The 22,910-nt window shown below is 73.2% G+C and carries 19 protein-coding genes; 8 read left to right on the forward strand and 11 right to left on the reverse strand.

Features of this window, described 5'->3' with window-relative positions; translation table 11 throughout:
* Positions 1-137 precede the first annotated feature (137 nt).
* Positions 138-473 carry an HTH domain-containing protein gene (locus tag IEZ31_RS40495; protein WP_190255425.1) on the reverse strand — a complete coding sequence of 112 codons (336 nt, stop codon included), beginning with the start codon at positions 471-473 and terminating at the stop codon, positions 138-140.
* Positions 474-831: 358 nt separating this feature from the next.
* Between IEZ31_RS40495 and IEZ31_RS40500 the strand changes: the two genes are divergently transcribed.
* Positions 832-3,957, forward strand: a complete 3,126-nt coding sequence (locus tag IEZ31_RS40500) for a GH92 family glycosyl hydrolase (protein ID WP_190255426.1) — start codon at positions 832-834, stop codon at positions 3,955-3,957.
* 67 nt (positions 3,958-4,024) lie between these two features.
* Complete coding sequence (locus IEZ31_RS40505) at positions 4,025-5,386, forward strand: TrpB-like pyridoxal phosphate-dependent enzyme (RefSeq protein WP_190255427.1); 1,362 nt, start codon at positions 4,025-4,027, stop codon at positions 5,384-5,386.
* Here the strand turns inward: IEZ31_RS40505 and IEZ31_RS57240 are convergent.
* Complete coding sequence (locus IEZ31_RS57240) at positions 5,351-5,674, reverse strand: PucR family transcriptional regulator (RefSeq protein WP_229836410.1); 324 nt, start codon at positions 5,672-5,674, stop codon at positions 5,351-5,353. The two genes, IEZ31_RS40505 and IEZ31_RS57240, sit on opposite strands and share 36 nt — an antisense overlap.
* A gap of 286 nt (positions 5,675-5,960) precedes the next feature.
* On the opposite strand from IEZ31_RS57240, the gene IEZ31_RS40515 reads away from it, so the two are divergent.
* On the forward strand, positions 5,961-6,290 hold the full coding sequence (locus IEZ31_RS40515; protein WP_190255488.1) for a hypothetical protein: 330 nt from the start codon (positions 5,961-5,963) through the stop codon (positions 6,288-6,290).
* On the opposite strand, the gene IEZ31_RS40520 is transcribed toward IEZ31_RS40515, so the two are convergent.
* Positions 6,268-7,395 (reverse strand): MFS transporter, encoded by a 1,128-nt coding sequence (locus IEZ31_RS40520; RefSeq protein ID WP_190255429.1) that lies wholly within the window; start codon positions 7,393-7,395, stop codon positions 6,268-6,270. The two genes, IEZ31_RS40515 and IEZ31_RS40520, sit on opposite strands and share 23 nt — an antisense overlap.
* Before the next feature lie 36 nt (positions 7,396-7,431).
* On the opposite strand from IEZ31_RS40520, the gene IEZ31_RS40525 reads away from it, so the two are divergent.
* Positions 7,432-8,490, forward strand: a complete 1,059-nt coding sequence (locus IEZ31_RS40525) for a substrate-binding domain-containing protein (protein WP_229836412.1) — start codon at positions 7,432-7,434, stop codon at positions 8,488-8,490.
* On the opposite strand, the gene IEZ31_RS40530 is transcribed toward IEZ31_RS40525, so the two are convergent.
* Genes IEZ31_RS40530 through IEZ31_RS40540 form a run of 3 tightly spaced genes read right to left on the reverse strand, consistent with a single transcriptional unit; the run spans position 8,471 to position 11,543 of the window.
* Positions 8,471-9,736 (reverse strand): hypothetical protein, encoded by a 1,266-nt coding sequence (locus IEZ31_RS40530; RefSeq protein WP_190255430.1) that lies wholly within the window; start codon positions 9,734-9,736, stop codon positions 8,471-8,473. The two genes, IEZ31_RS40525 and IEZ31_RS40530, sit on opposite strands and share 20 nt — an antisense overlap.
* On the reverse strand, positions 9,736-11,391 hold the full coding sequence (locus IEZ31_RS40535; RefSeq protein WP_229836415.1) for an amidohydrolase: 1,656 nt from the start codon (positions 11,389-11,391) through the stop codon (positions 9,736-9,738). Before IEZ31_RS40535 ends, IEZ31_RS40530 begins: the two co-directional genes overlap by 1 nt.
* 14 nt (positions 11,392-11,405) lie before the next feature.
* Positions 11,406-11,543, reverse strand: a complete 138-nt coding sequence (locus IEZ31_RS40540) for a hypothetical protein (RefSeq protein WP_229836418.1) — start codon at positions 11,541-11,543, stop codon at positions 11,406-11,408.
* A 132-nt stretch (positions 11,544-11,675) separates the two neighbouring features.
* On the opposite strand from IEZ31_RS40540, the gene IEZ31_RS40545 reads away from it, so the two are divergent.
* Both IEZ31_RS40545 and IEZ31_RS40550 read left to right on the forward strand, forming a co-directional pair.
* On the forward strand, positions 11,676-14,450 hold the full coding sequence (locus tag IEZ31_RS40545; RefSeq protein ID WP_190255431.1) for a serine hydrolase: 2,775 nt from the start codon (positions 11,676-11,678) through the stop codon (positions 14,448-14,450).
* Positions 14,447-15,616 (forward strand): GNAT family N-acetyltransferase, encoded by a 1,170-nt coding sequence (locus IEZ31_RS40550; protein ID WP_190255432.1) that lies wholly within the window; start codon positions 14,447-14,449, stop codon positions 15,614-15,616. Before IEZ31_RS40545 ends, IEZ31_RS40550 begins: the two co-directional genes overlap by 4 nt.
* Positions 15,617-15,619: 3 nt before the next feature.
* Here the strand turns inward: IEZ31_RS40550 and IEZ31_RS40555 are convergent, their stop codons facing one another.
* Positions 15,620-16,150, reverse strand: a complete 531-nt coding sequence (locus IEZ31_RS40555) for a CGNR zinc finger domain-containing protein (RefSeq protein ID WP_190255477.1) — start codon at positions 16,148-16,150, stop codon at positions 15,620-15,622.
* An 83-nt stretch (positions 16,151-16,233) separates the two neighbouring features.
* Between IEZ31_RS40555 and IEZ31_RS40560 the strand changes: the two genes are divergently transcribed.
* Positions 16,234-17,802: an aminotransferase class I/II-fold pyridoxal phosphate-dependent enzyme gene (locus IEZ31_RS40560; protein WP_190255433.1), complete on the forward strand. Its 1,569-nt coding sequence runs from the start codon at positions 16,234-16,236 to the stop codon at positions 17,800-17,802.
* Positions 17,803-18,063: 261 nt separating this feature from the next.
* On the opposite strand, the gene IEZ31_RS40565 is transcribed toward IEZ31_RS40560, so the two are convergent.
* The 4 genes from IEZ31_RS40565 to IEZ31_RS40580 all read right to left on the reverse strand — a co-directional run bounded on the left by IEZ31_RS40565 (position 18,064) and on the right by IEZ31_RS40580 (position 21,651).
* Complete coding sequence (locus IEZ31_RS40565; protein WP_229836421.1) at positions 18,064-19,068, reverse strand: sporulation protein; 1,005 nt, start codon at positions 19,066-19,068, stop codon at positions 18,064-18,066.
* 41 nt (positions 19,069-19,109) lie between these two features.
* Complete coding sequence (locus tag IEZ31_RS40570; protein WP_190255434.1) at positions 19,110-19,487, reverse strand: YccF domain-containing protein; 378 nt, start codon at positions 19,485-19,487, stop codon at positions 19,110-19,112.
* Between the two features lie 97 nt (positions 19,488-19,584).
* On the reverse strand, positions 19,585-20,046 hold the full coding sequence (locus IEZ31_RS40575; protein WP_190255435.1) for a GNAT family N-acetyltransferase: 462 nt from the start codon (positions 20,044-20,046) through the stop codon (positions 19,585-19,587).
* Positions 20,047-20,253: 207 nt separating this feature from the next.
* A complete protein-coding gene (locus IEZ31_RS40580; RefSeq protein ID WP_190255436.1) occupies positions 20,254-21,651 on the reverse strand; it encodes an alpha/beta hydrolase family protein in 1,398 nt (465 codons plus the stop codon).
* A gap of 181 nt (positions 21,652-21,832) precedes the next feature.
* Here IEZ31_RS40580 and IEZ31_RS40585 point away from each other — a divergent pair, with 181 nt between their 5' ends.
* Positions 21,833-22,726 carry an AMIN-like domain-containing (lipo)protein gene (locus IEZ31_RS40585; RefSeq protein ID WP_190255437.1) on the forward strand — a complete coding sequence of 298 codons (894 nt, stop codon included), beginning with the start codon at positions 21,833-21,835 and terminating at the stop codon, positions 22,724-22,726.
* Positions 22,727-22,910 lie beyond the last annotated feature (184 nt).

The raw sequence follows: 22,910 nt of genomic DNA on the forward strand, positions 1-22,910 counted from the left end.
ACGGACAGGTCGGTACGCGGCCGCGGCGGAAACGGACAAGTGCAGCGCGCGAGCGTGCGGAAGCGGACAAGCGCAGTGCGCGACGGTGGCGGCAGCGGACGAGGGCGGTGCGTGAGGGCGGTGGAGGCGGGCGGGGGTCAGCCGGCCAGGCGGCGGAGGCGGGAGCGCTGGGCGCATGCGTACGCGCGCTGACCCAGCCGTCGGAGCTGCTCGCGGCTGCGAGCGCCCGACAGGTAGTGGTCCAGGTCCAGCGGCTCCTCGGCCGCCGCCGGAGTGGCCGTCCGCAGGCGGTAGGCGCCGGCGCGGCCCGGGACCGGCTCGATCGGCAGGCCGGCCGCCGACAGCAGGTCGATGTCGAGGTAGATGGTCCGGACGTCCACGCCGAACCGGTAGGACAGCGCCGCGGCCGAGACCCACGGGCGCGAGCGCAGCTGGAGCAGGATGCCGACGTGGCGGGCGTGGCGCTGCTTCATGGCCCCTCGCAAATGTTTAGCTTAGTTTACAGAAAGCGCTCTCAAACGTTGTACGTCGATGCCTCCAAGGTCGTCAACCGGCAGTCAGGCTGCCTGTTCGCGGACCGTGGCGGCGGATCCATGAGTCGTAGCAAACATTTTCGGACGCGAACTGTCAACAACCGCCCAAGAACCTGTTCGAAACTGTTCGATGCGTGAAATCCCTGTGACGCTTTCGTCAATCCTTGACACTACGGCCGACGACCCGCGACCGAGCCCTTGACGTATTGACAAATCTTGACCAAACGTCGATCAGCGACTATGAATGTGCATCGAGAGCGCTCTCCCGTCCTCACCGCCATCGAACGGGAGACCACCCATGTCCCGATCACGCACGGTCGACCGGCTGCTCGCCGGCGCTGGGGCCGCCCTGCTCGGCGGTGCCCTCGCCGTCGTGCAGGCCGCACCCGCGCATGCGGCCGACCTCAACCTGACCCAGTACGTCAATCCGTTCATCGGCACCGACGACAGCAACTCGCCGAACCCGGTCGGCGGCGGCGCCGGCGGCAGCACCTACCCCGGCGCCACGGTGCCCTTCGGCATGGTCCAGTTCAGCCCGGACACGCCGACCGCGTCGCCGTCGGGGTACCGCGACCGCGACCGCACCGTCGAGGAGTTCAGCCTCACCCACTTCAACGGCGCAGGCTGCGCCAACAACGAGGACCTCGGCCTGCTGCCCGTCACCGGCGCGCTCGGCTCCTCCCCCGGCACCGCGTGGACGAGCTACGCGAGCGCGTACACGAAGACGAACGAGAGCGCGGCCGCCGGCTACTACCGCAACCGCCTCGACAAGTACTCGACCGACGTCGAGCTCTCGGCGACGACCCGCACCGGCGCCCTGCGGCTGACGTACCCGTCGACCAGCCAGGCCCGGCTGCTCGTCAACACCAGTCGCAGCGCGACCGGCAACCGCAGCGGCTCGGTGAGCATCTCCGGCAGTACCGTCACCGGCAACGTCACGGCGGGCGGCTTCTGCGGCTCCTCGAAGACGTACCCGATCTACTTCGCCATCCGCTTCGACCGGGCCCCGTCGTCGGTCGGCACCTGGAACGGCGGGACGATCAGCAACGGGTCGACGAGCACGAGCGGCGTCAACACGGGTGCGTTCGTCACGTTCGACACCACGAGCAACGCGACCGTCAACGCCACCGTCGCGCTCTCGTTCGTGAGCGTCGCCGGCGCGACCGCCAACCTCAACGCCGAGGCGGGCGCCTTCGACACGGTGCGGTCCAACGCCAACGCGGCGTGGAACACGGCCCTCAACCGCGTCCAGGCCACCGGCGGCAGCGCGGCCGACCTGCAGAAGTTCTACACGTCGCTGTACCACGTGATGCAGAACCCGAACATCTCCAGCGACGTCAACGGCCAGTACCGCGGCTTCGACAACGCCATCCACACGGCGACGCACCCGGTGTACCAGAACTACTCCGGCTGGGACATCTACCGCTCGTGGGCGGCGCTCATCGCGCTCATCGCCCCCGACGTCACCAACGACATCATGAAGTCGATGGTCCTCGACGGCCAGCAGGGCGGCCTGCTGCCGAAGTGGTCGCAGCAGACCAACGAGGACTTCATCATGACCGGCGACCCCGGCCCGATCATCGTGGCCAGCGCCTACGCGTTCGGCGCGCGCAGCTTCGACACCGCCGCGGCGCTGCAGCTGATGAAGAACGCCATCGCCAGCGGCACCACGCAGGGCTCGCCCATCCGCGGGCGGCAGACCGAGTACGCGACCAACCACTACATCGTCAACCAGCCGTCGGACTCGCTGGAGTACTCGGCGTCGGACTTCGCCGTCGCGCAGTTCGCGCAGGCGCTCGGCGACACGACCACGTACAGCTCGGCGATGACGCGTGCGCAGTACTGGCGCAGCTCGTTCTCCAGCGAGTCGAGCTACATCCACCCGCGCGGCAGCGACGGCTCGTTCTCGTGGCCGCTCAACCCGGCCCAGGAGAGCCCGTACACCGAGGGCAACGCCGCGCAGTACACCTGGATGGTCCCGCACAACTACGCCGGGCTGATCGCGCTCATGGGCGGCCCGCAGACCGCCAAGCAGCGTCTCGACCACCACTTCACCGAGCTCAACGGCGGGCTCGTCCGCCCGTACTTCTACATCGGCAACGAGCCCGAACACAGCGTGCCGTGGGCGTACAACTTCACCGGCAACCCGGGCAGCACCGGCGCGGCCGTCCGGCGCGTCATGAACGAGTCGTTCACCACCGGCGCCGGCGGCCTGCCGGGCAACGACGACCTCGGGGCCACGTCGGCCTGGTACGTCTGGGCGGCGCTCGGCATGTACCCGGTCACGCCGGGTGCCGACACGCTCGCGCTGCACGGGCCGCTGTTCCCGTCGGTGCTCATCCAGCGCCCGGCCGGCAACATCACGATCAACGGCGGCAACGGGACGTCGCAGTACGTGCAGAGCCTGACGCTGAACGGGTCCGCGGTGAGCAACAACTACCTGCGGTACCCGGACCTCGCGGCGGGCGGCACCCTGCAGTACACGATGGGCAACAGCGCCTCGTCGTGGGGCACCGGGGCCGGCAACGTGCCGCCCAGCTTCACCGACGGCGCCGTCCAGCCGCCGGCCGCGCCGAACCTCGGCGCCAACCTCGCCCTGAACAAGACGGCGACGGGGTCGACCGCGTGCGCCAGCGCCGAGTCGCCGGCCAAGGCGGTGGACGGGAGCCTGTCGAGCAACAGCAAGTTCTGCTCGGGCACGGCGCCGCGGTACCTCCAGGTCGACCTCGGCTCGAACCAGACGGTCGGGTCGTTCGTCCTGAAGCACGCCGGCCTCGGCGGCGAGACCACGGGCTGGAACACCGGCGCGTTCACGATCTCCACCAGCACCGACGGCTCGACGTGGAGCCAGGCCGTGGCGATCAGCGGCAACCGCTCCAGCCGGACGCTGCACCAGGTCACGCCGCGTACCGCGCGGTACGTGAAGGTGGACGTCACCACCCCGGCCAACGACGGCAACGCCGCGGCGCGCATCTACGAGTTCGAGGTCTACAGCGCCGGCGCGACCGGTAACCTGGCCCTCAACAAGCCGGCGACGGCGGACTCGTCCTGCGCGGCGAGCGAGGGCCCGGAGAAGGCCGTCAACGGCAGCGTGTCGGGCGGCTGGAGCGACAAGTGGTGCTCCCTCGGCACCAACCGCTTCCTCCAGGTCGACCTGGGTGCGTCGACGCACCTGAGCTCGATCGTCGTCAAGCACGCGGGCGCCGGCGGCGAGTCGGCCGGCTGGAACACCCGCGACTTCGACCTGCAGGTCTCCGACAACGGCACGACCTGGACGACGGTCGCGCAGCCGCGCGGCAACACGGCGGACACGACCACGCACGCGGTGAACACAAACGGACGTTACGTGCGCATCAATGTGCTCACTCCGACGTCGAACGGTGACGCCGCGGCGCGCATCTACGAGTTCGAGGTGTACGGCTAGATCCACGTTCGGCGGACGCCCCGGTGAACGCTTCCGTTCCCGGGGCGTCCGGCACGAAGATCTGGGGATGACCACCACCAAGGTTCTGCTCGACGAGTCGGAGATGCCAACGCGCTGGTACAACCTCCTCGCCGACCTGCCCTCGCCGCCCCCGCCCGTGCTGCACCCGGGCACCCTCCAGCCCGTCGGACCCGCCGACCTCGCCCCGCTGTTCCCGATGGCGCTCATCGAGCAGGAGGTGACGACGGAGCGGTACATCCCGATCCCGGACGACGTCATGGACGTCTATCGCCTGTGGCGCCCGTCGCCGCTCTACCGCGCGCACCGCCTCGAACGCGCGCTCGGCACGCCCGCCCGCATCTACTACAAGTACGAGGGCGTCTCCCCCGCCGGCTCGCACAAGCCGAACACCGCGGTCCCGCAGGCGTACTACAACGCGGCCGCCGGCATCCGCCGCCTCACCACCGAGACCGGGGCCGGGCAGTGGGGCACCGCGCTCGCGTTCGCGGGCGGCCAGTTCGGCCTCGACGTCGAGATCTGGCAGGTGCGCGCGTCCTACGACCAGAAGCCGTACCGCAAGATCATGATCGAGACGTTCGGCGGCACGATCCACCCGTCGCCGTCGACGCTCACGGCGGCGGGTCGCGCGGTGCTGGAGCAGGACCCGGCGTCGCCCGGTTCGCTCGGCATCGCGATCAGCGAGGCCGTCGAGGTCGCCGCCCAGTCCCCCGACACGAACTACGCCCTCGGCAGCGTCCTCAACCACGTCCTGCTGCACCAGACGATCATCGGCGAGGAGGCCCTGCTCCAGTTGGCCAAGGTCGGCGACGCGCCGGACGTCATCGTCGGCTGCACCGGCGGCGGCTCCAACTTCGCCGGCCTGGCCTTCCCGTTCCTGCGCGAGAAGCTGGCCGGCCGGATGTCCCCGACGATCCGCGCCGTCGAGCCGGCTGCGTGCCCGTCGCTGACCCGGGGCGTCTACGCCTACGACTTCGGCGACACGGCCGGGATGACCCCGCTGATGAAGATGCACACGCTGGGCCACGACTTCATCCCCGACCCGATCCACGCGGGCGGCCTGCGATACCACGGCATGTCCCCGCTCATCTCGCACGTGTACGAGCTGGGCCTCATCGAGGCGGTGGCCAAGAGCCAGCGCGAATGCTTCGAGGCGGGGGTGCGGTTCGCCCGTACCGAGGGCATCATCCCGGCCCCGGAGCCGACGCACGCGCTGGCGGCCTGCATCGAGGAGGCGCTGCGCTGCAAGGAGACGGGCGAGGAGAAGGTCATCCTGACCGCCCTCTGCGGCCACGGCCACCTCGACCTGGCGGCCTACGGCGCGTACCTGTCGGGCGAGCTCCAGGACCACGCCCTCAGCGACGAGGCCATGTCGTCAGCGGTGGCCTCCCTCCCCCGGATCCCGGCGTAGATCGAACGCGGTGAGTGCGGCGTCCAGCAGGCGGGCCTGGGCCGGGACGGCCGGGTCCAGGCCCGTCATCGCCGTGATGCGGCCCAGGCGGTAGTCCAGCGTGTTGCGGTGGACGTGCAGGTCCTGGGCCACCCGGCTGCGGTTGTGGCCGTGCCGGACGAAGCTGCGCAGCGTCTCCAGCAGGTACGGGTGGCCGGCGAGCGGGTCCAGCTTCGCCGCCAGCCGGGGCAGGCCGGGGCCGGGCCGGGCGAGCTGGTACTCCACCAGCACGTCGTCGAAGCGGTACACGCCGCAGCGGCGGCCGAGCTCCGGGACAGCCCGATTCCGCTGCTCACCGGGACGACCACGGACGAGTACCGCCGGTGGATGGTCCCGGACGGCTCGGTCGACCGCATCGGCCGGCTGCACCTGCTGCTGGCGCGCCTGAAGTACCGCATCCCCGCCCCGGTGGTGCGCACGTACCCGGCGGCCACCCCCGGCGAGCGGCTCGGGCAACTGGCCACCGACCTGCTGCTGCGGGTGCCGATGACCGACGTCGCGGACGCCCGCACCGCCGCGACCTGGGTGTACGAGTTTGCCTGGCCGTCCCCCCGTGCTCGGCATCGGCGCCGCGCACGCGACCGAGCTGCCGTTCGTGTTCGACACCCTCGCCGCGGCGGGCGCGGCGGCCCTGGTCGGCGAGGAGGCGCCGCAGGCCCTGGCCGACGAGATGAACGCGGCCTGGGCGAGTTTCGTGCACGGCGAGGGGCCGGGCTGGCCGCGGTGGGACGCGAGCCGCCCGGTGCGCCGCTTCGACGGCGCCGGGAACCCCGTCGTTCACGACCCGCGCGGCGACCGGCGCGCGGCGATGAGCGCCGCCCTGAGCCGGCGGACCTCGGCGGCTATCGGCGGTTCAGGCCGCTGACGCGCAGCAGGGGCGCAGCCAGAACCAGCAGGGCGGCGGCGAGGGCGGCCACCGCCAGCATGGCGCCGCGCAGCCCGACCGCGTCGGCCCACAGCCCGACGTAGACCGGGCCGACGACGAAGCCGAGGTACGACACCGTCGTGACGACCGACGTCGCCCGGCCGCGGTGGGACTCGCCGACGTTGCGCGAGACGATGCCGACGAGCGTGGGGAACAGGACCGCCGTCCCGGCCGCGGCCGCCGCGAGGCCCAGCGCGGCGACGGGCAGGCCGGGCGCGGCGGCGATGAGGACCGTGCCGGCCCCGGCGGTCAGGGCGCCGGCGACGAGGACCGTGCGCGAGTGGGCGCCCGTGAGGCCGCCGGCGGCGAACCGGGTGACGGCGACCCCGCCCGCGAAGACCGCCGGCGCGACCGCGCTCAGCCCCAGGTCGGCGTGCAGCTCACCGTGGGCGAACACGGCGCTCCAGCTCTGGTGGGCGTTCTCCGTCGCGAACGCGAGCGCGCCCAGCACCCCGACGAGCAGCAGCGGGGCGATCCTCCACCGCGCGGCCGGCGCCGGGATCGTTTCCGGCGCGGCGACGCGGGCGGGCAGCGTGCGGTACAGCAGGATCGCGGCCACCAGCGCGACTGCGGCGACGGCGACGAACGGCACCGCGAGCGGCAACGGCGCGGCCAGGCCGGTGGCGAGGCTGGCGAGCACCACCAGCGTGGAGAAGACCCCGTGGGCGCGCGTGATGACCGGCCGGCCGGCGGCCTGCTCGGCCCGACCGGCGACGGCGTTCATGGCCACGTCGGCCGCGCCGCTGGTCGCGCCGACGAGGGCCAGCCCGGCGCACAGGCTCACGAGGTTCACCGCGGTCAGTGCCAGGCCGGCGCCGGCCAGGCCGAGCGCGCCGATGAGCGCGGCCGCCACCGGGCGGCCCCACCGGTCGAGCGCCCGGCCGGCCAGCAGCATCGCGGGGAGGGCACCCGCGCCGATGCACAGCAGGGCGAGGCCGAGCTGACCGTCGTCGACGCCGGCCTGGTGCTGCACCCGGGGTACCGAGGCACCCCAGACACCCCAGAAGGCACCGAACGCACCGAAGGCCACGAACGCAGGGGTCATCTGTGTAACGATACACAGCGGCGCTACAGTCGCAAGGTGACGAAGTCGGGGCGGGCGACCCTCGCGCAGGTGGCCGAGCTGGCCGGCGTGTCGGTCATGACCGCCTCGTACACGTACAACCGCCCGGAGCGCGTGTCGGACCAGGCCCGGGCCAAGGTGCTTGCCGCGGCGGACCAGCTCGGCTACGCCGGGCCCGACCCGAGCGCCCGGTCGCTGCGCCGGGGCAGCACCCACGCGCTCGGTGTCGTGATGGGCGAGCACCTGAGCTACGCGTTCGACGACCCGGAGGCGGTGTCGTTCCTCGCCGGGATCGCCGACGTGTGCGCCGACCGCGGTTACGCCATGACGATCCTGCCGATCACGGGCGGGGCCGACGACGTCCCGCGGGTCAAGGGCGCCGCCGTCGACGGGTATGTCGTGTGGACGACCGCCGACGACGATCCGGTCCTGGCGGCCGTGCAGGCGATGCGCCGCCCGGCCGTGGTCCACGGCGGGCCGGCGGTCCGCGGGCTGGGGCTGGTGACCGTCGACAACCGCGCGGCGGCCGCGGCGGTCGGCGCGGCCGCGTTCGCGGGCGCGCGCCGCCCGGCGATCGTCAGCTTCCCGCTGTCCCGCGACCGGGTCAGCACGGTGACCCGCGGCGACCGGATCACGGACGTGCTGTTCCCGGTGACGCGCGAGCGGCTGGAGGGGTATCGCCAGGCGGCCGAGGACGCCGGCACCGACTGGGGCGACGTCGTCGTCGGGGTCTGCGCCCGCAACGACGCCGCGGAGGCCGAACGGGTCGCGGCGGCCCTGCTCGCGGCGCCCGACCCGCCCGACGCGATCGCCGCGATGAGCGACCAGCAGGCGGCCGGCGTCGTCCGCGCCGCCCGCGACACCGGTCGCCGCATCCCCGACGACCTGGCGGTCACGGGATGGGACGACTCGGCGGTGGCGGCCTCGCTCGGGCTGACGACGGTCGCGCAGTCGCTGCGCGAGCAGGGGGCGGCCTGCGCCGTCGCCGCGCTCGGCCGGCCGCGGCACTCCCGCGGCGCCGCCTGGTCCGTCGTCCGGCGGGCCAGCACCCGGCCGCTCAGCGGCGCCAGCGGATGAGGGTGCCCGCCGTGACGGCTGCGAGCTCGCCCGTGCCGTGATGCAGGCAGGTCGGGGTGAAGCCCGGGACCGTGCCGGTGCGGTGGCCGGTCACCGGGTCCCACACGTGCAGGCCGTCGGCGTGGGTGGAGTAGAGGCGCACGCCGTCGGAGAAGTACCCGCCCTCCGGGCCGGCGAAGGTGGTCAGCTCCTCGCCGGTGGCCACGCTGAACACCCGCGCGCCGGCCAGCATGGCGATGTCGTCGTCGCCGATGCCGCTCACCGCGACCGCGGTCTCGCCGACGAAGCACAGCGGCATGTCCCAGTGGTAGTCGCGGAAGCAGAGCTTGTGCAGCGACGGGCCGCGCTCCGACTCGAACGGGTCCTCGTCCAGCCAGCGGCGCAGGCTCCACACCAGCGGTACGCCGACCGGGTGCCAGATCCAGCCGTCGTCCGCGACCGCCGTGCCGCCCGGGGAGGCCACGATCCGGCCGTGGAAGTAGTCGAGGTCCGCGCCCGAGGCGAAGGTGCGCTCGGTCAGCAGCCGGCCCGACGCCGGGTCGCTGACGTCGAGCCGGTTCCACTCGGTGCGGTGCACGAGGACCGGGCGCCCGTCGTGCACGGCGAAGGCGAGCGAGAACGGCACCGTTTCGGCGTGGTAGCCGCCGCCGTGCAGCTCCATCGTGACGGCGCCGTCGCGGTCCAGGTCGACGACGAGTCCCAGCTTGCCGTAGTCGTTGACGACGGCCGCGAAGCGCCCGCAGGCCGAGGCGTGCAGGCGGCGGCGCAGCACCCGGTCGAGGAACGGCTCGTGGTCGGGCTCGTCGGGCAGCGCCAGGGAAGCCCGGACCGTGGCGCTGTCGTCATCGGGATGCAGCTCGGCGATGCGGCCGTCGGCGGTCAGCGCCAGCCAGCGCGAGCGGCGGTCGCCCCACACCGGCGCCAGGTCGAGCACCTCGCCCAGGTCGTCGGGCGGCGACCAGCGGTACACCTGCCGCATCGGCTCCGGACGCTCGGGAATCCCCGCCGATCCGCGCCACGCCAACGGTCTGCCGTCGAACGCGCGCTCGGCGCAGCCCTCGCAGATCACGGTCAGCTCGACCGGCTCGCCCGCGCGGTCGCACGCCTCGCACACCAGGTTGAATTCCATGCCGACCCCGGTCATCACGCGCACGTGCCGGCCCGGCTCCTCGGACGGCAGCGCCAGGTGCGGGCACGCCTGGCTGCCCGACGGGTTCGCGACGTGGCCGCAGGGCTGGGTCAGCATCAGGTCTCCCGCTCGTGCACCGGTTCGCCGTCGACGAACACCAGGTCGGCGCGAACATCGTAGAGCGGGGTACCGTCGGCGAACGGGTCACGGTCGAGCACGACGAGGTCGGCGGCGAGCCCCTCGACGAGAGCGCCGGCCACGTCGTCGAGGCCGCTGACGAAGCAGGATCCGGAGGTGTACGCGCGGAGCGCCTGGTCGAGCGACAGGGCCTGCTCCGGCAGCATCGGCACGTGCGCCGTGGGCCAGCCGGCCTCGGCCGACCCGGCCGGCTCGGTGCGGTGGACCGCGACGTGGATCGCCTGCCACGGGTCCGGGGTGCTGACCGGCCAGTCGCTGCCGGCGGCGAGCCGCCCGCCGGCCCTTGCGATGGCGCCGAACGGGTACTGCCAGCCGGATCGTTCGGGGCCGAAGAACGGCACGCACAGGGTGTCGTTCTGCTCGTGGTGCGTGGCCCACAGCGCCTGGATGTTGGCCGTCACGCCGAGCGCGCCGAACCGCGGCACGTCGTCGGGGTGCACGACGTGCAGGTGCGCGATGTGGTGCCGGCGGGTCCGACCGCTCGCCTCGACCGCGTCGAGGCACTCGCGCACGGCCCGGTCGCCGATCGCGTGGAAGTGCACCCCGAACCCTGCCGCGTCGAGCGCGGCGACGTGCGCCCTCAGCTCGGCCGGGTCCACATTGGACGTACCGCAGCCGTGGCCGCCCAGGTAGGGTTCGAGCATGGCGGCGGTGAAGTTCTCGGCCACACCGTCCTGCATGATCTTGACCGCGGTCGCCCGGAACCGCCCGGCCGCCTGACCGCGCTTCTCCACGAGGTCGGCGATCTGCTCGGCGCCCCGGTCCCGCTCCCACCACAGCGCCCCGGTGACCCGCGCCTTGAGCCACCCGGCGCGGTCGGCGGCCAGGTAGGTGCCGAACTGGTCGCGGGAGCCGGCATAGGCGCCGACGATCGCGTCCTGCCAGCCGGTGATCCCGAGGCTGAAGAGGTACCGCTGCGCCTCCCGCAACGCCAGCTCGTAGTCCGCGGCCGTGTCCGCCGGCAGCAGCGGGGTGACGAGGTCCATGGCGGCCTCGTGCAGCACGCCGGTGGCGTGGCCATGCTGATCCCGCTCGATGCGGCCGCTCGGCGGGTCGGCCGTCGTGTCGGTGATCCCGGCCCTGGCCAGCGCGGCGCCGTTGACCCACGCGGAGTGGTGGTCCCGGTTCGGCAGGAACACCGGCCGGTCCGGCACGACGGCGTCGAGGTCGTCGCGGTGCGGCAGCCCGCCGGGGAAGGCCGACATCGACCACCCGCCCCCGGTGATCCACTCCCGGCCCGGGTTCGCGTCGGCATAGGCCCTCACGGCGGCGACGTAGGCCGCCTTGTCGTGCAGGTGCGACAGGTCGCACCGCAGCCGCTCCAGCGCCCCGCTGACCGGGTGGACGTGCGCGTCGTGCAGCCCGGGCAGAAGCGCCCGCCCGCCGAGGTCGACCACGTCGAACCGCGTGTCCGCGAGCGCGTCGAGCGCCGCGCCCCGGTCCCCGACCGCGGCGATGCGCCCGCCGACAACCGCCAGCGCCTCGGCGCTGCCGGAGCCGCCGCCACTGCCGGTGCCGGTGCCGGTGCCGGTGCCGGTCCAGATCGGCCCGCCGACGAACAAGATTCCACTCACGCGCGCGATGCTACTCACGCGGTCCGCTGCAACTCCTCACCGGCGCCGTCCGGCACGACGTAGGTCAGGGCGGCGTCGAGCAGGAACGGCCGGTCGAGTCCCTTGCCCTCGAAGCTGAAGACGCCTTGCAGGAAGCGTGGGCTGCTGAGCATCCTGTCATGCTGGCCACGCGCTGTTGCCTCACTGTGCCCGGTCAGTTACCGAGGGGTGCCCGGTTTCCTCACAACCCCTTTGTGTCGTACGTCGACGCTAAGGTTCCGTCAGAACGTCGGGAGGGGGCGCGGATGAGCGTCGAGTCGTTCGTGGAGGCTGCGGAGGCGCAGGTCGACGCGCTGCACAGCCTCGTGGTGGTGCGTGGCGGGGCGACGGTCGCCGAGGTCGGCTGGCGTCCCTACCGGGTGGACCGCCCGCACCGGCTGTTCTCGCTGAGCAAGAGTTTCACGTCGACGGCCGTCGGGCTGGCCGTCGGCGAGGGGCGGCTCACGGTCGACGACCCGGTCGCCGGGTTCTTCCCGGGCGTGCCGCACGAGTCCGGCATGCGGGTGCGTGACCTGCTGACGATGACCAGCGGCCACGCCGCCGACACCGCTCCGGCGATGTCGATCGGCCCCGACTGGGCGGCCGGGTTCCTCCGGCTGCCGGTCGAGCACCCGCCGGGCACGCACTTCCTCTACAACAGCGGCGCCACCTACATGCTGTCGGCGATCATGCACCGGGTCACCGGGGAGTCGCTGCTCGACTACCTGCGGCCCCGGCTGTTCGAGCCGCTGGGGTTCGGCCCGGCCGAGTGGGAGACCTGCCCGCGCGGCATCGAGGTCGGCGGCTGGGGCCTGTCGCTGGCGGCGACCGACGTCGCCCGGTTCGGCACGCTGCTGCTGCAGGACGGGGTGTGGGAGGGCAAGCGGCTGCTGCCGGAGGGCTGGGTCGCCGAGGCGACGGCCCGCCAGGTGCCCAACGACGCCGACCCGGCGACGACGGCCGACTGGCGCGTGGGCTACGGCTACCAGTTCTGGCGCTGCCGCCACGACGCCTATCGCGGCGACGGCGCCTTCGGGCAGTTCTGCGTCGTCGTGCCCGGCCGTTCGCTGGTGGTCGCGATGACCGCGGGCGTGCCCGACATGCAGGTGGTGCTCGACCTGGTGTGGGAGCACCTGCTCGACGACGCCTCGCCGCCGGTGGGCCGGGTCGAGCGCCGGCTGCCGCCGGTGACGGGCACGGCGAGCGGCCCCGGCGGGCGGTTCACGGTAGCGAAGCCGCGGCGCGTCCGGCCGGAGGACTGGCGGCCCAGCCACGAGCAGCCGCCGACGATCAAGGCGATCGCGTTCGCCGGGCTGCCCGGCGGCGCGGGCTGGAGCGTCACGGTCGAGGACGCCGACGGGACCCACGAGCACCGCTGCCCGACCGGCGACTGGCACGTCGACGGCGCGGTGGCCAGCAACCGGGGCTTGGACGGCGCCGGGCGAGTTCACGCTGCGGGTGGCCTACGTCGAAACCCCGTTCGTGCGCACCTACGTGTGCCGGTTCGACGGCGACGCGCTGACGATCACGCCGAGCGACAACGTATCGTTCGGCCCGACCGGTCACGCGCCGGTGTTCGCGGTGCGGGAGGCCGGCGCATGACGTATCAGCGGGTGCTCGACGGGTTGCGGGACTTCTACGCCGGCGTGGCGCCCACCGGGACCGCGCTCGAGCTGTTCCACGAGGTGGCGGCCACGGTCCCGGCCTATCGGGCGTTCCTCGCAGAGCACGGGGTCGACCCGGCGGCCGTGCGCACCGCCGCCGACCTGGCGACCGTGCCGCTGCTGACCAAGGAGAACTACCTGCGGCGCTATCCGCTGCCGGAGCGCTGCCGCGGCGGCGACCTGGCGGCCGCGGCCGACACCGTTGCCGTGTCGTCCGGGTCGTCGGGGCAGCCCACGGTCTGGCCGCGGTCGGTGCTCGACGAGCTGGCGGTCGCGCGCCGGTTCGAGGACGCGCTGCGCGACAGCTTCCAGGCGCACGAGCGCACGACGCTGGTCGTGGTGTGCTTCGCGCTCGGCAGCTGGGTCGGCGGCATGTATACGGCGGCCGCCTGCCGGCACGTCGCCGCCAAGGGCTACCCGGTGACCGTCGCGACCCCGGGCAACAGCATCGACGAGATCCTGCGGGTCGTCACCGAGCTGGCGCCGCACTACGAGCAGGTGGTCCTCGCCGGCTACCCGCCCTTCGTCAAGAACGTCGTCGACGAGGGGCTGCGGCGGGGCGTGGACTGGCCGCGGTATTCGATCCGGATGCTGCTCGCCGGCGAGGTCTTCAGCGAGCAGTGGCGCGACCTGGTCGGCCGGCGGGCCGGGATGCTGCGGCCCGACTTCGACTCGGTGTCGCTCTACGGCACCGCCGACGCCGGCGTGCTCGGCAACGAGACGCCGCTCAGCGTGCGGATCCGCCGGTTCCTGGCGGGCGAGCCGGCGCTGGCCCGCGAGGTGTTCGGCGACTCCCGCCTGCCGACGCTGGTGCAGTACGACCCGGCGACCCGCTACTTCGAGACCCACGAGGGCACCCTGCTGTTCACCGGCGACGGCGGCGTCCCCCTGGTCCGCTACCACATCGCCGACGAGGGCGGCCTGATCCCGCACGACGATCTCGTGGCCTTCTGCCGCCGCCACGGCTTCGACCCCGGCTCCGGCTCGACACACCCGTTCGTCTACGTCTTCGGCCGGTCGCTGTTCACCGTCTCGTATTTCGGGGCCAACGTCTACCCGGAGAACGTCACCGTCGCCCTGGAGCGCGAGGACGTGGCCGCCTGGGTGACCGGCAAGTTCGTCCTGCGGGTCGGGTCCGACGCCGACGAGGAGCGCCACCTGTCGCTGGTGGTCGAGCTGGCCCCGGACGCCGCTCCCCCGTCGTCCGCCACCGCCGCGCTGGCCGAGGCGGTGCGTTCGGAGCTGCTCCGCCTCAACAGCGAGTTCGCCAACTACGTGCCGGCCGCCTACCAGCTGCCCCGCGTCGACCTCCGCGCGGCGGGCGATCCCGAGTGGTTCCCGCCGGGCGCCAAGCACCGCTACACGAGGCCGTCATGAGCGCCGAGCCGTTCCTGTTGTCGCGGGCGTCGGCGGACGACCTGGCCGCGTGGCACGCCGCGTATGCCGTCATGACCGGCGCACCCTCCCCCGGCTCCGCGACGGTGAGCCGGACCACCGACGCGGGGCGTCCGCCGACGGGCGCACCGCCGGCGGCCCCCAACGCCGCGCCCGCTTCGGCGACACCTGGCGCGCTGCCGAACACGGCGCCCGCCTCGGCGACGGCGCCCGCGTCCCCGACTCCCAACACGGCGCCCACCTCCGCCACGGCGCCCGCGTCGCCGACGCCGAACACGCCGCCCGCCTCCGCCACGGCCGCGCCGCCGCCGACGCCCAACGGCCCGCCGGTGTCCGCCGCGCCGACCGCGGCCGACGACGGGATGCTGCGGTGGGTCTCCCGGGACGGCGCCGGAGCGATCGCCGGCATCGCGGTCCTGCGGGGCGGCTACCTTCGGCTCTACGTCGCTCCGGCCGCACGCCGCCGGGGCCACGGCACGGCACTGGTCGCGGCCGCGGGCCGTGCCGGCCGCGACGGCGGCCACGCCCGCCTGCGCAGCGCGATCCCCGCCGGGCCGCCCGCGGAGGCGTTCGCGGAGCGGCTGCCCGGGTACGAGGTGCTGCTCCGCCTCCAGGTCCAGGAGCAGCGCCTCGACCACCCCGGCGTCGCCGAGCGGTGCCGGGCGGTGCTTGCGGTCGACGGATACGAGCTGCGGCACTGGCGCGACCGGGCACCCGACGAGCTGGCGCTGTCGTTCGCGCGGGTCATGGCCCACGTCCTCGACGCGCCGGGCGCCGAGCTGCAGATGCCGCCCCGCGACTGGGACCTCGCGGCGGTGCGGGCCTGGGAGCGGGACATGACGGCCGGCGGCATGCACCTGCTGGTGACGGCCGCGACCGCCAGCGGCGGGGTGGTGGCGGCGACGGTCACCCTGACCCGCGGCGCCGAGGCCGAGCAGCACGACACCGCCGTCCTGCCCGACCACCGCCGCCGCGGGCTGGCCACCTGGATCAAGGCCGCCCAGACGCTCCGATTACGGGCCGAGTTCCCCGCCGCCACGTCGGCGACGACCACGGTCAACGTCGACAACCACGGCATGCTCGCGGCGAACCGCACGGTCGGCTACCGCGACACCCGCCGTCGCCTGCTGGTCGAGGTCACGGCGTAGTCGTCAGCGGGTCGCGCGGCGGGCGCGGTACGACGCCGCCTTGACGCGGTTGCCGCACTCCTCCATGCCGCACCAGGCGCGGTTGCCGGCCCGGGAGCGGTCGACGAAGAGTCGGGTGCACTCGTCGCCGGCGCACTCGCGGACGCGGGTCCGGTCCAGGGTCGCCAGCAGGTCGGCGGCGGCCGTGGCGAGGGCGGCGCCCACTGCCGCCGCGTCGCCGGTGCGCTGTGCGCCCTCGGTCGTCAGCGTGACCCGCGGGGGGCGGGCGGACGCCGCCTCGTTCAGCAGCGCCAGGTCCGCGGTCGGCCAAGGGGCTTCGGCGAGGGAGGCGAGCACCAGGCGGTACACCACCTCCCGCAGTCCGATCAGGCGCGTGAACTCGGTCTCGTCCACCGGCGGCGGGGCCGTGAGCAGGCCGGACTCCACCGACCAGCGAGCGGCGTCGGCGGGCGTGGCCAGCAGGTCCTCCGGGCGGGTGCGGCGCCACTTCAGCGTGCCGGCGAAGTCGAGCGCGAGGTCGCCGCTGACGAACATGAACGTCACGTCACCACCTTGACAGGTGACGCCGACCGGGCGCAAGGTTGCGTCACCACTTGAACCGGTGACGAGAGGGCTTCATGATCACTGTCGAGGAGTACCTGCTGTACACCGACCGCGCGTTCGACGGCATGACGCGCATCGTCGGCGAGCTCGGCGACGATCTCGCCAACCGCCGGCCGGCTTTGCCGGGGGCGAACACGCCGTACGGGCTGCTGACCCACTGCCTGGGCGTCGTCGAGTACTGGGCCGGGACGCTCGTCGCCGGACGGGCCGTCGAGCGCGACCGCGACGCCGAGTTCACCGCTGCCGGGCCGGTCGCGGGGCTGCTCGCGCGGGTCGCGGAGGTGCGCGGGCGGTTCGTCGCCGACGCGCGCGGGGCGGTGCCGGGCGACCCGCCGCGGGGCACGCCGGACCCGCGGTTCCTCGGCCCGGACGGGCTTCGCACGCAGGGCGCGGTGCTGCAGCACGTCTACGAGGAGTTGTGCCAGCATCACGGGCAGATGGAGGTACTGCGTGATGCCCTCCTCGCCGAGCACCCGTCCCGCCCGCTCGGCGACGGTCACGGGGTCAAGTGGGGGTCGCTGCCGGCCGGCACGCTCGGCGCCTGGGTGGCCGACATGGATCTCGGCATCGCCTCGCCGATCAAGCGACGGCTCCTCGAGACGGTGCAGCGCGAGGACTTCGGCTACCCGTTCTGGGATGGGGTCGATCCGGTACTGCGGGAGTTCGCGAGCTGGACCGGCGCCCGCCACGGCTGGACGCCCGACCCGGCGCACTCGCGGGTGTTCACCGACCTGCTGCAGATCCTGCAGGTCGTGGTCGAGCACACCACGGCTCCCGGGGACGGGGTGGCGATCCACGTGCCCGCGTACCCGCCGTTCCTGGCCAGCATCGCCCGCGCGGGCCGACGCATCGTGCCCATCCCGATGGTCCACAATGGACAGAGCTGGACGTTCGACACCGATGCGCTGGCGTCCCGCCTGGCCGGCTGCCGGCTGCTGGTCCTGGTCAACCCGCACAACCCGACCGGCCGCGTGTTCGACGCCGCCGAGCTGGAGGCGCTCGCCGCCGCGGCCGACGCGCACGATCTCGTGGTGCTGAGCGACGAGATCCACGCCGACCTGACGTACGCGCCGCACCGGCACGTGCCGTTCGCGACGCTGGCTGCCGCCCGTACCATCACGGCCACCTCGGCGACGAAGGCCTTCAACATCGCCGGCCTGCGGCTCGCGGTGGCCCACGTCGGCCCGTCCGCCGTGCGCGCGTCGCTGGACGCGGCGCCGCTGGACGTGTTCGGCACCCCGAGCATCCTGAGCCGCGTCGCCACCGTCGCGGCGTGGCAGGAGTCATCCTCCTGGCTCGACGGCGTGCGATCGACGCTGGTCACCAACCGCGCGACGGTCGCGGCGTGGGCCGCGTCGGTAGGCGTACCGCTCACTCCGCCGGAGGCAACCTACCTGGCGTGGTTCCCGAGCCGGCGCCGGGCTTCGGAGCTGGAGCAGGTCGCGCGGGTCAAGCTGAGCGAGGGCGCCGAGTTCTCCGCCGGGACGGAGGTCGACACGGCGGGCTTCGTGCGCCTGAACTTCGCGACCACGCCCGAGATCCTGGAGGACGTCCTGGGCCGGCTGACGCCGTGGATGACCTGAACGCGCTCCGTCAGGCGAGCGCCGCGCGGCGCGGGGCCCGTGGCGCGTGCCGCGCCGATGACGTGCCGAGCACGTAGCCAGCCGCGCGCCGCGCGGGTGCCGTGGCAAGCGCCGCGGGCGAGGCAAGCGCCGGGCTGGTGGCGTGGGCGAGGGCCGGACGTGGCATGCCCGGCGCCACGCAGGTGCGGTGGCAAGCGCCGCGGCCGAGGCGAGCGCCGCGCGGGTGGCGTGGTGGTCGCGCGGCGCTCGTGTCTCGACCGGTCAGAAGTCGAAGTCGCCGCCCTCGTCGTCGCCCTCGAAGACCTCCTCGAAGACCTCGCCGGCGACGATGCCGCCCACGACGCCGGCCGCACCGGCGGCCACGACGGCGCCCATGCCCACGCCCTGGCGACCGCGGCCATGGCCGTGGTGGCCGTGGTCGTATCCGCCGTGACCGTAGCCGCCGTGACCGTAGCCGCCCTGGCCGTGGCCGTAGTCGGCCGGCAGGTGGCTGTAGTAGCGGGACGTCGCCTCGCGGACCCAGCCGTCGACGACCGCGGCCCAGTCGGTGCCGGCCGCCTGGTCGTGGCGGATGCTGAAGCGGCTGTAGGCGTCGTGGCCCGAGCTGAACATGCCGCCGCGCTTGTCGAACTCGAGGACGACCTCGACGCCGTACGGATTGGCGACGAACGTCAGCTCGACCTCGTTGATCTTGCCGCCGTGCTGGGGCGGCGGCCAGAACTCGATCTCCTGGAAGATCGGCAGGTTCTGCTGGACGCCGTGCAGGTAGCCCTGCTCGACGTCGGCGTGCTTGAACCGGAAGCCGTTCGCGGCGAAGCCGTCCAGGACGCCCTGCTGCACGGGCAGCGGGGTGATCGCGACCGGGTCGACGTCGCCCTTGTCGCGGCCCTTGGCGACGACCAGCTCGGTGCGCACGCCCATGACCATGCCGCGGAGATGCTGCCCGTAGACCTCGGTGATCGGCGCCTCCCACGGCACCGGCATCCGGAACGGGATCGACTGCCGCTCGCCCGGCCCGACACGGAAGTGCTGCGCGGCGACCACGTGGCCCAGCTCGATGCCGCCGTGCCCCTCGTAGTCACCACCCTCGACCTCGACGCGGGTCGCCAGCGACAGCACGACCTGCTCGATCATGAATTCGCTGTCGCCGCCGGTGATGTTGACATTGCCTTCGATGAAGCCGCCCGGCTGGACGGCGGTGGTGGAGAGCACGGTGTCGACGCTCGGACTGCCGACGCCGAACGCGGCCAGCATCTTCTTGAACACGCTACGACACTAGCACGTAGCACTGTATAGTTTGCGCCGCCTCACAGGTCGACCACCTCGCGGCCCAGCGGCCAGAACGCCACCGGCACCAGCTTGAAGTGCGCGATGCCGAACGGAATCCCGATCACCGTCAGGCACATGGTGATCCCGGCCGCGATGTGCGACAGCGCGAGCCACCAGCCGGCCAGGACGACCCAGAGGACGTTCGCCACCCCGGTCGCCACGCCCGCTCCCGGCTTGGCCTGCACGGTTCGCCCGAACGGCCACAGCGAGTACACCGCGATCCGCCAACTCGCCACGCCGAACGGAATGGTGACGACGAGGATGAAGCAGATGACCGCGGCGAGCGCGTACTCCAGGAAGAGGATCAGTCCGCCCCCGAAGATCACCCACAACACGTTGAGCACAAATCGCACCATGCTTCGATGATCCCTGACGGGCGCAAGAACGCCGACCCCTAGACTTCCCGGATCTTGCTCCCTAAGGCACCGGGGTTCGGGACGCCGAGGAGCGAGGCTATGACGGCGGGAGCGTCAAGGTGCCGCTCATCCAGACCGAGGACTCCTCGGTGAAGCCGAGGCGGGCGTAGAACTTCCGGACCCGGGCGTTGTGCGCCTCGGTCTCCAGGAACATCGCCGAGGCCCCGGCGGCGGCCGCCGCGCGCATCGCGTGGCGGAGCAGCGCCTCGCCGACGCCGTTGCCGCGGTCCCGCACGTAGATCTCGTCCAGCAGCGCCTCGCGGCCGCCCGACTCCAGGCTCCAGCCCCACGTGACGACCGCGTACCCGGCCAGCACCGAAGCGTCGGCGGAAGACGTGACCACCCAGACCTGGCCGTGCGTGTCGTCCCGCAGGAGCGGGGCCAGCGCGCGGACGATGCGGGGCTCGTCGTGGTCGTGGTGGTCGGTCTCGCAGAACTCGCGGGTCAGCGGGAGCAGGGAGGGGAGGTCGGATGGCTCGGCTCGGCGGACGGCAGGCATGCCGCCCAGTATTGGTCACCGCGGGAACGGCCGGCGGACCGGCGTCGCGCGCCGTCGAGGGCTCGGCGCGGCGGGACCACAGACAGCGAGACCGCCGCCCCGGTGCAGACGGGACGGCGGTCCGAGGTGCCGCCAGGGAAGGGCGCGCAGCCGGAGAACGGAACGGGGTCAGCGAGGGCAGGGGGCCGGCCGGAGATGGGAACCGGGCTAGCGAGGGCAGGGGGCGCCGAAGTTGGCGCGGTCGGCGGAGGTGTACGTGCAGCCGAACCGCGGGTCGGCGACCGCCCGCCGGTCGAGGACGGCGTCGCCCGCCGGGCGCTTGCCCGCGCGGACCCACGTCACCAGGTCGTCGAAGCCGCGGGACATCTCGTCGGCGGTGAACTCGCAGTGGCCGAGGGCCCGGACGGCGCGGGAGACGAACAGGCGGGAGCGGCCGTTGAGGGCGGCGCGCCGGGCGTACTCCTGCTCCATCGAGATCGGCACGAAGAGGTCGCCGATCGTGTGCAGCGACAGGACGGGGACCGGCGGGCGGCCGTCGACGCGGGGGACGCCCGACAGGTCGCGGCTCGGACGGTCGGTGCGGTCGACGCGCAGGACGGACAGGTTGAGCCGCAGCTCGTCCCGGCTGAGCCACGGGTTGTCGTCGGCCTGGTAGAGGGTGAGGCGGTTGGACGTGACGTTGCCGGCGGCGATGCCGGCGGTGCCGCCGGAGAGGCCGGGGTAGAGGCCGAAGAGGAACGGCACGGTGTTGAGCGGCGGGATCGACGGCAGTGCGTTCCAGTAGGCGAAGGCCGCGTCGAAGCCCGGGCGCACGCCGCCGCTGCGCTGCTCGACCACGTCACCCCACAGCTGGCGGGCGGCGGTGCCGGGGGCGAGGGCGGGGAGCTCGGCGAGGACCTGCTGGCGGTACACCTCCTGGAAAGCGGGATCGACGGGCGCCGGCGGGAATGTGATCTCGGTGCCGGTCAGGGCGGCGGCGGTCACGTTGGCGTCGAGGAAGTAGTCGAACAGCTCGGCGTCGCCCAGCACGCCGCACACGGGCATGGCGCCGACGAACGCCTTCGGATACTCCTCGATCGCCACGGCGGCGACGTGGCCGCCCATGGACGCGCCGGTCATGTACACCGACTTCGCCCGGGTGCCGGAGCGCCGGCCGAACAGGTCGATGAGGGCGTGGCTGTCGCGGACGCCCTGGCCGACGTCGTAGCCGTTGGTCTGGTAGCTCGACGCGCCCCAGGCGAACCCGCGGCTCAGGTAGTGGGCGCGCAGGGACGGGCTGTCGACGTAGACCGTGGTGCCCTGGCCGCGGAAGCCGTGCGCGTAGAGCACGAGCTCGCCGTTCCAGTTCGCGGGCTTCTCGATCCGGTAGGCGGCGCCGTCGAGGATGCCGGTCCAGGTCGTGGAGCCGGCGACGGGGGCGAACGGGGTGCCGTTGAGCTCACAGTCGGGGTCGGCGACCAGGTAGCCGGGCTGCGTGGTGCTCGCGACCGGCGGGTCACAGACCGGTGGATCGGCGCGCGCCGGGGACGCCGGCGCGACGAGAAGACCGAGCAGGACGGCGATAGCGGCCGCCGCCCTCCCGGTGGGTCGCGCAACGTTACGCATGGGCTCCACCTCCACCGTTCATGGAACGCCCGGCGCCGAAGCGATGTCAATCGATTGCTGCACTCTTCGTGCCGAAAGTTTCCGAAGCGATCGGTCAGGCAACGGACAGATCAATCCGGTAAACCGGGGTCGTGGGCGGCGCGTCGTAGCGGCATCCCTCCGGACGGAAAGGAGCCGTTCGATGTTTCTCCGCCGAGTTCTGGCGGCGTGCGCCGGTCTCGCCCTCGCGCTCACGCCCGCCTCCGTCGCACTCGCGGCGGATCTGCCCGCGCCCACCGGGACCGCGCCCGTCACCGGGCCGGCCTCGACGACCGGCCAGCCGACCCTCACGGGCGTGCGGACCGGCCGGCACGACGCGTACGACCGGACCGTGTTCGACTTCACCGGCGGGACGCCGGAGTACCGGGTCGAGTACGGGGTCCTGGAGCACCAGGGCATGGGCGGGCGCATCCCGCTCAACGGCGCGGCGACGCTGCTCGTGGTGTTCAGTGGTACCGCGCCGCCGGCCATCCCGCTGACCACCGTCTACAACCCGGAGCTGCCCACCCTGCGCCAGATCAAGTCGGGTGGCTACTTCGAGGGGTACGCCAGCTTCGGGCTCGGCGTCCGGGACCGGCTCGGGTTCCGGGTCTTCACGCTGCACGCGCCCGACCGGGTGGTGGTCGACGTGGCGCATCCGCCGGCGCAGCCGTTCGGCAGCAACCCCGTCCGGTCGGCGGGCACGGCGCCGGACGCGCTCGCCAGCGGGGTGCGGTCGGGGGCGCATCCCGGGTACGACCGCGTGGTGTTCGACATGCTGGGCGGGCTGCGGCCGAGCGTCGACGTCCGCTACTCCGGGTCCGGTTCGGCCATCCGCGTCACGTTCACCGGGCAGGGTTCGCCGACGACGGCGCCGCATGCGTCGTTCAGCGGGCCCGCGCAGTACACCTTCAATCTCCCGGCATTGAAGAACCTCAAGTTCACCGTCGTCGGGGCCGGGATCATGACCGCCGACGTGGGTACCGCCGCGCGGCACGGGTTCCGGCTCATGGTGCTCGACAACCCCACCCGCGTCGTGGTGGACGTCGCGTACTGACGCTGTGAAGACGCAGGGGACTGTGCGGGCTTTCCCAGGCAACGTTCAGGAAGAGCCCGTACAGTGTGCGGTTGGGGGGAGTATCTCGCCAGGCCGTCCCGGTCAGTACGAGTCGCCGATGCGGCTCCCGGGCGGTCGCCCGCGGCACCGTGCGCGGGTGAGAGAGACCTCGAACGGTTCGTCA

It is taken from the genome of Dactylosporangium sucinum, from assembly GCF_014647515.1.
Classification (GTDB): Bacteria; Actinomycetota; Actinomycetes; order Mycobacteriales; family Micromonosporaceae; genus Dactylosporangium; species Dactylosporangium sucinum.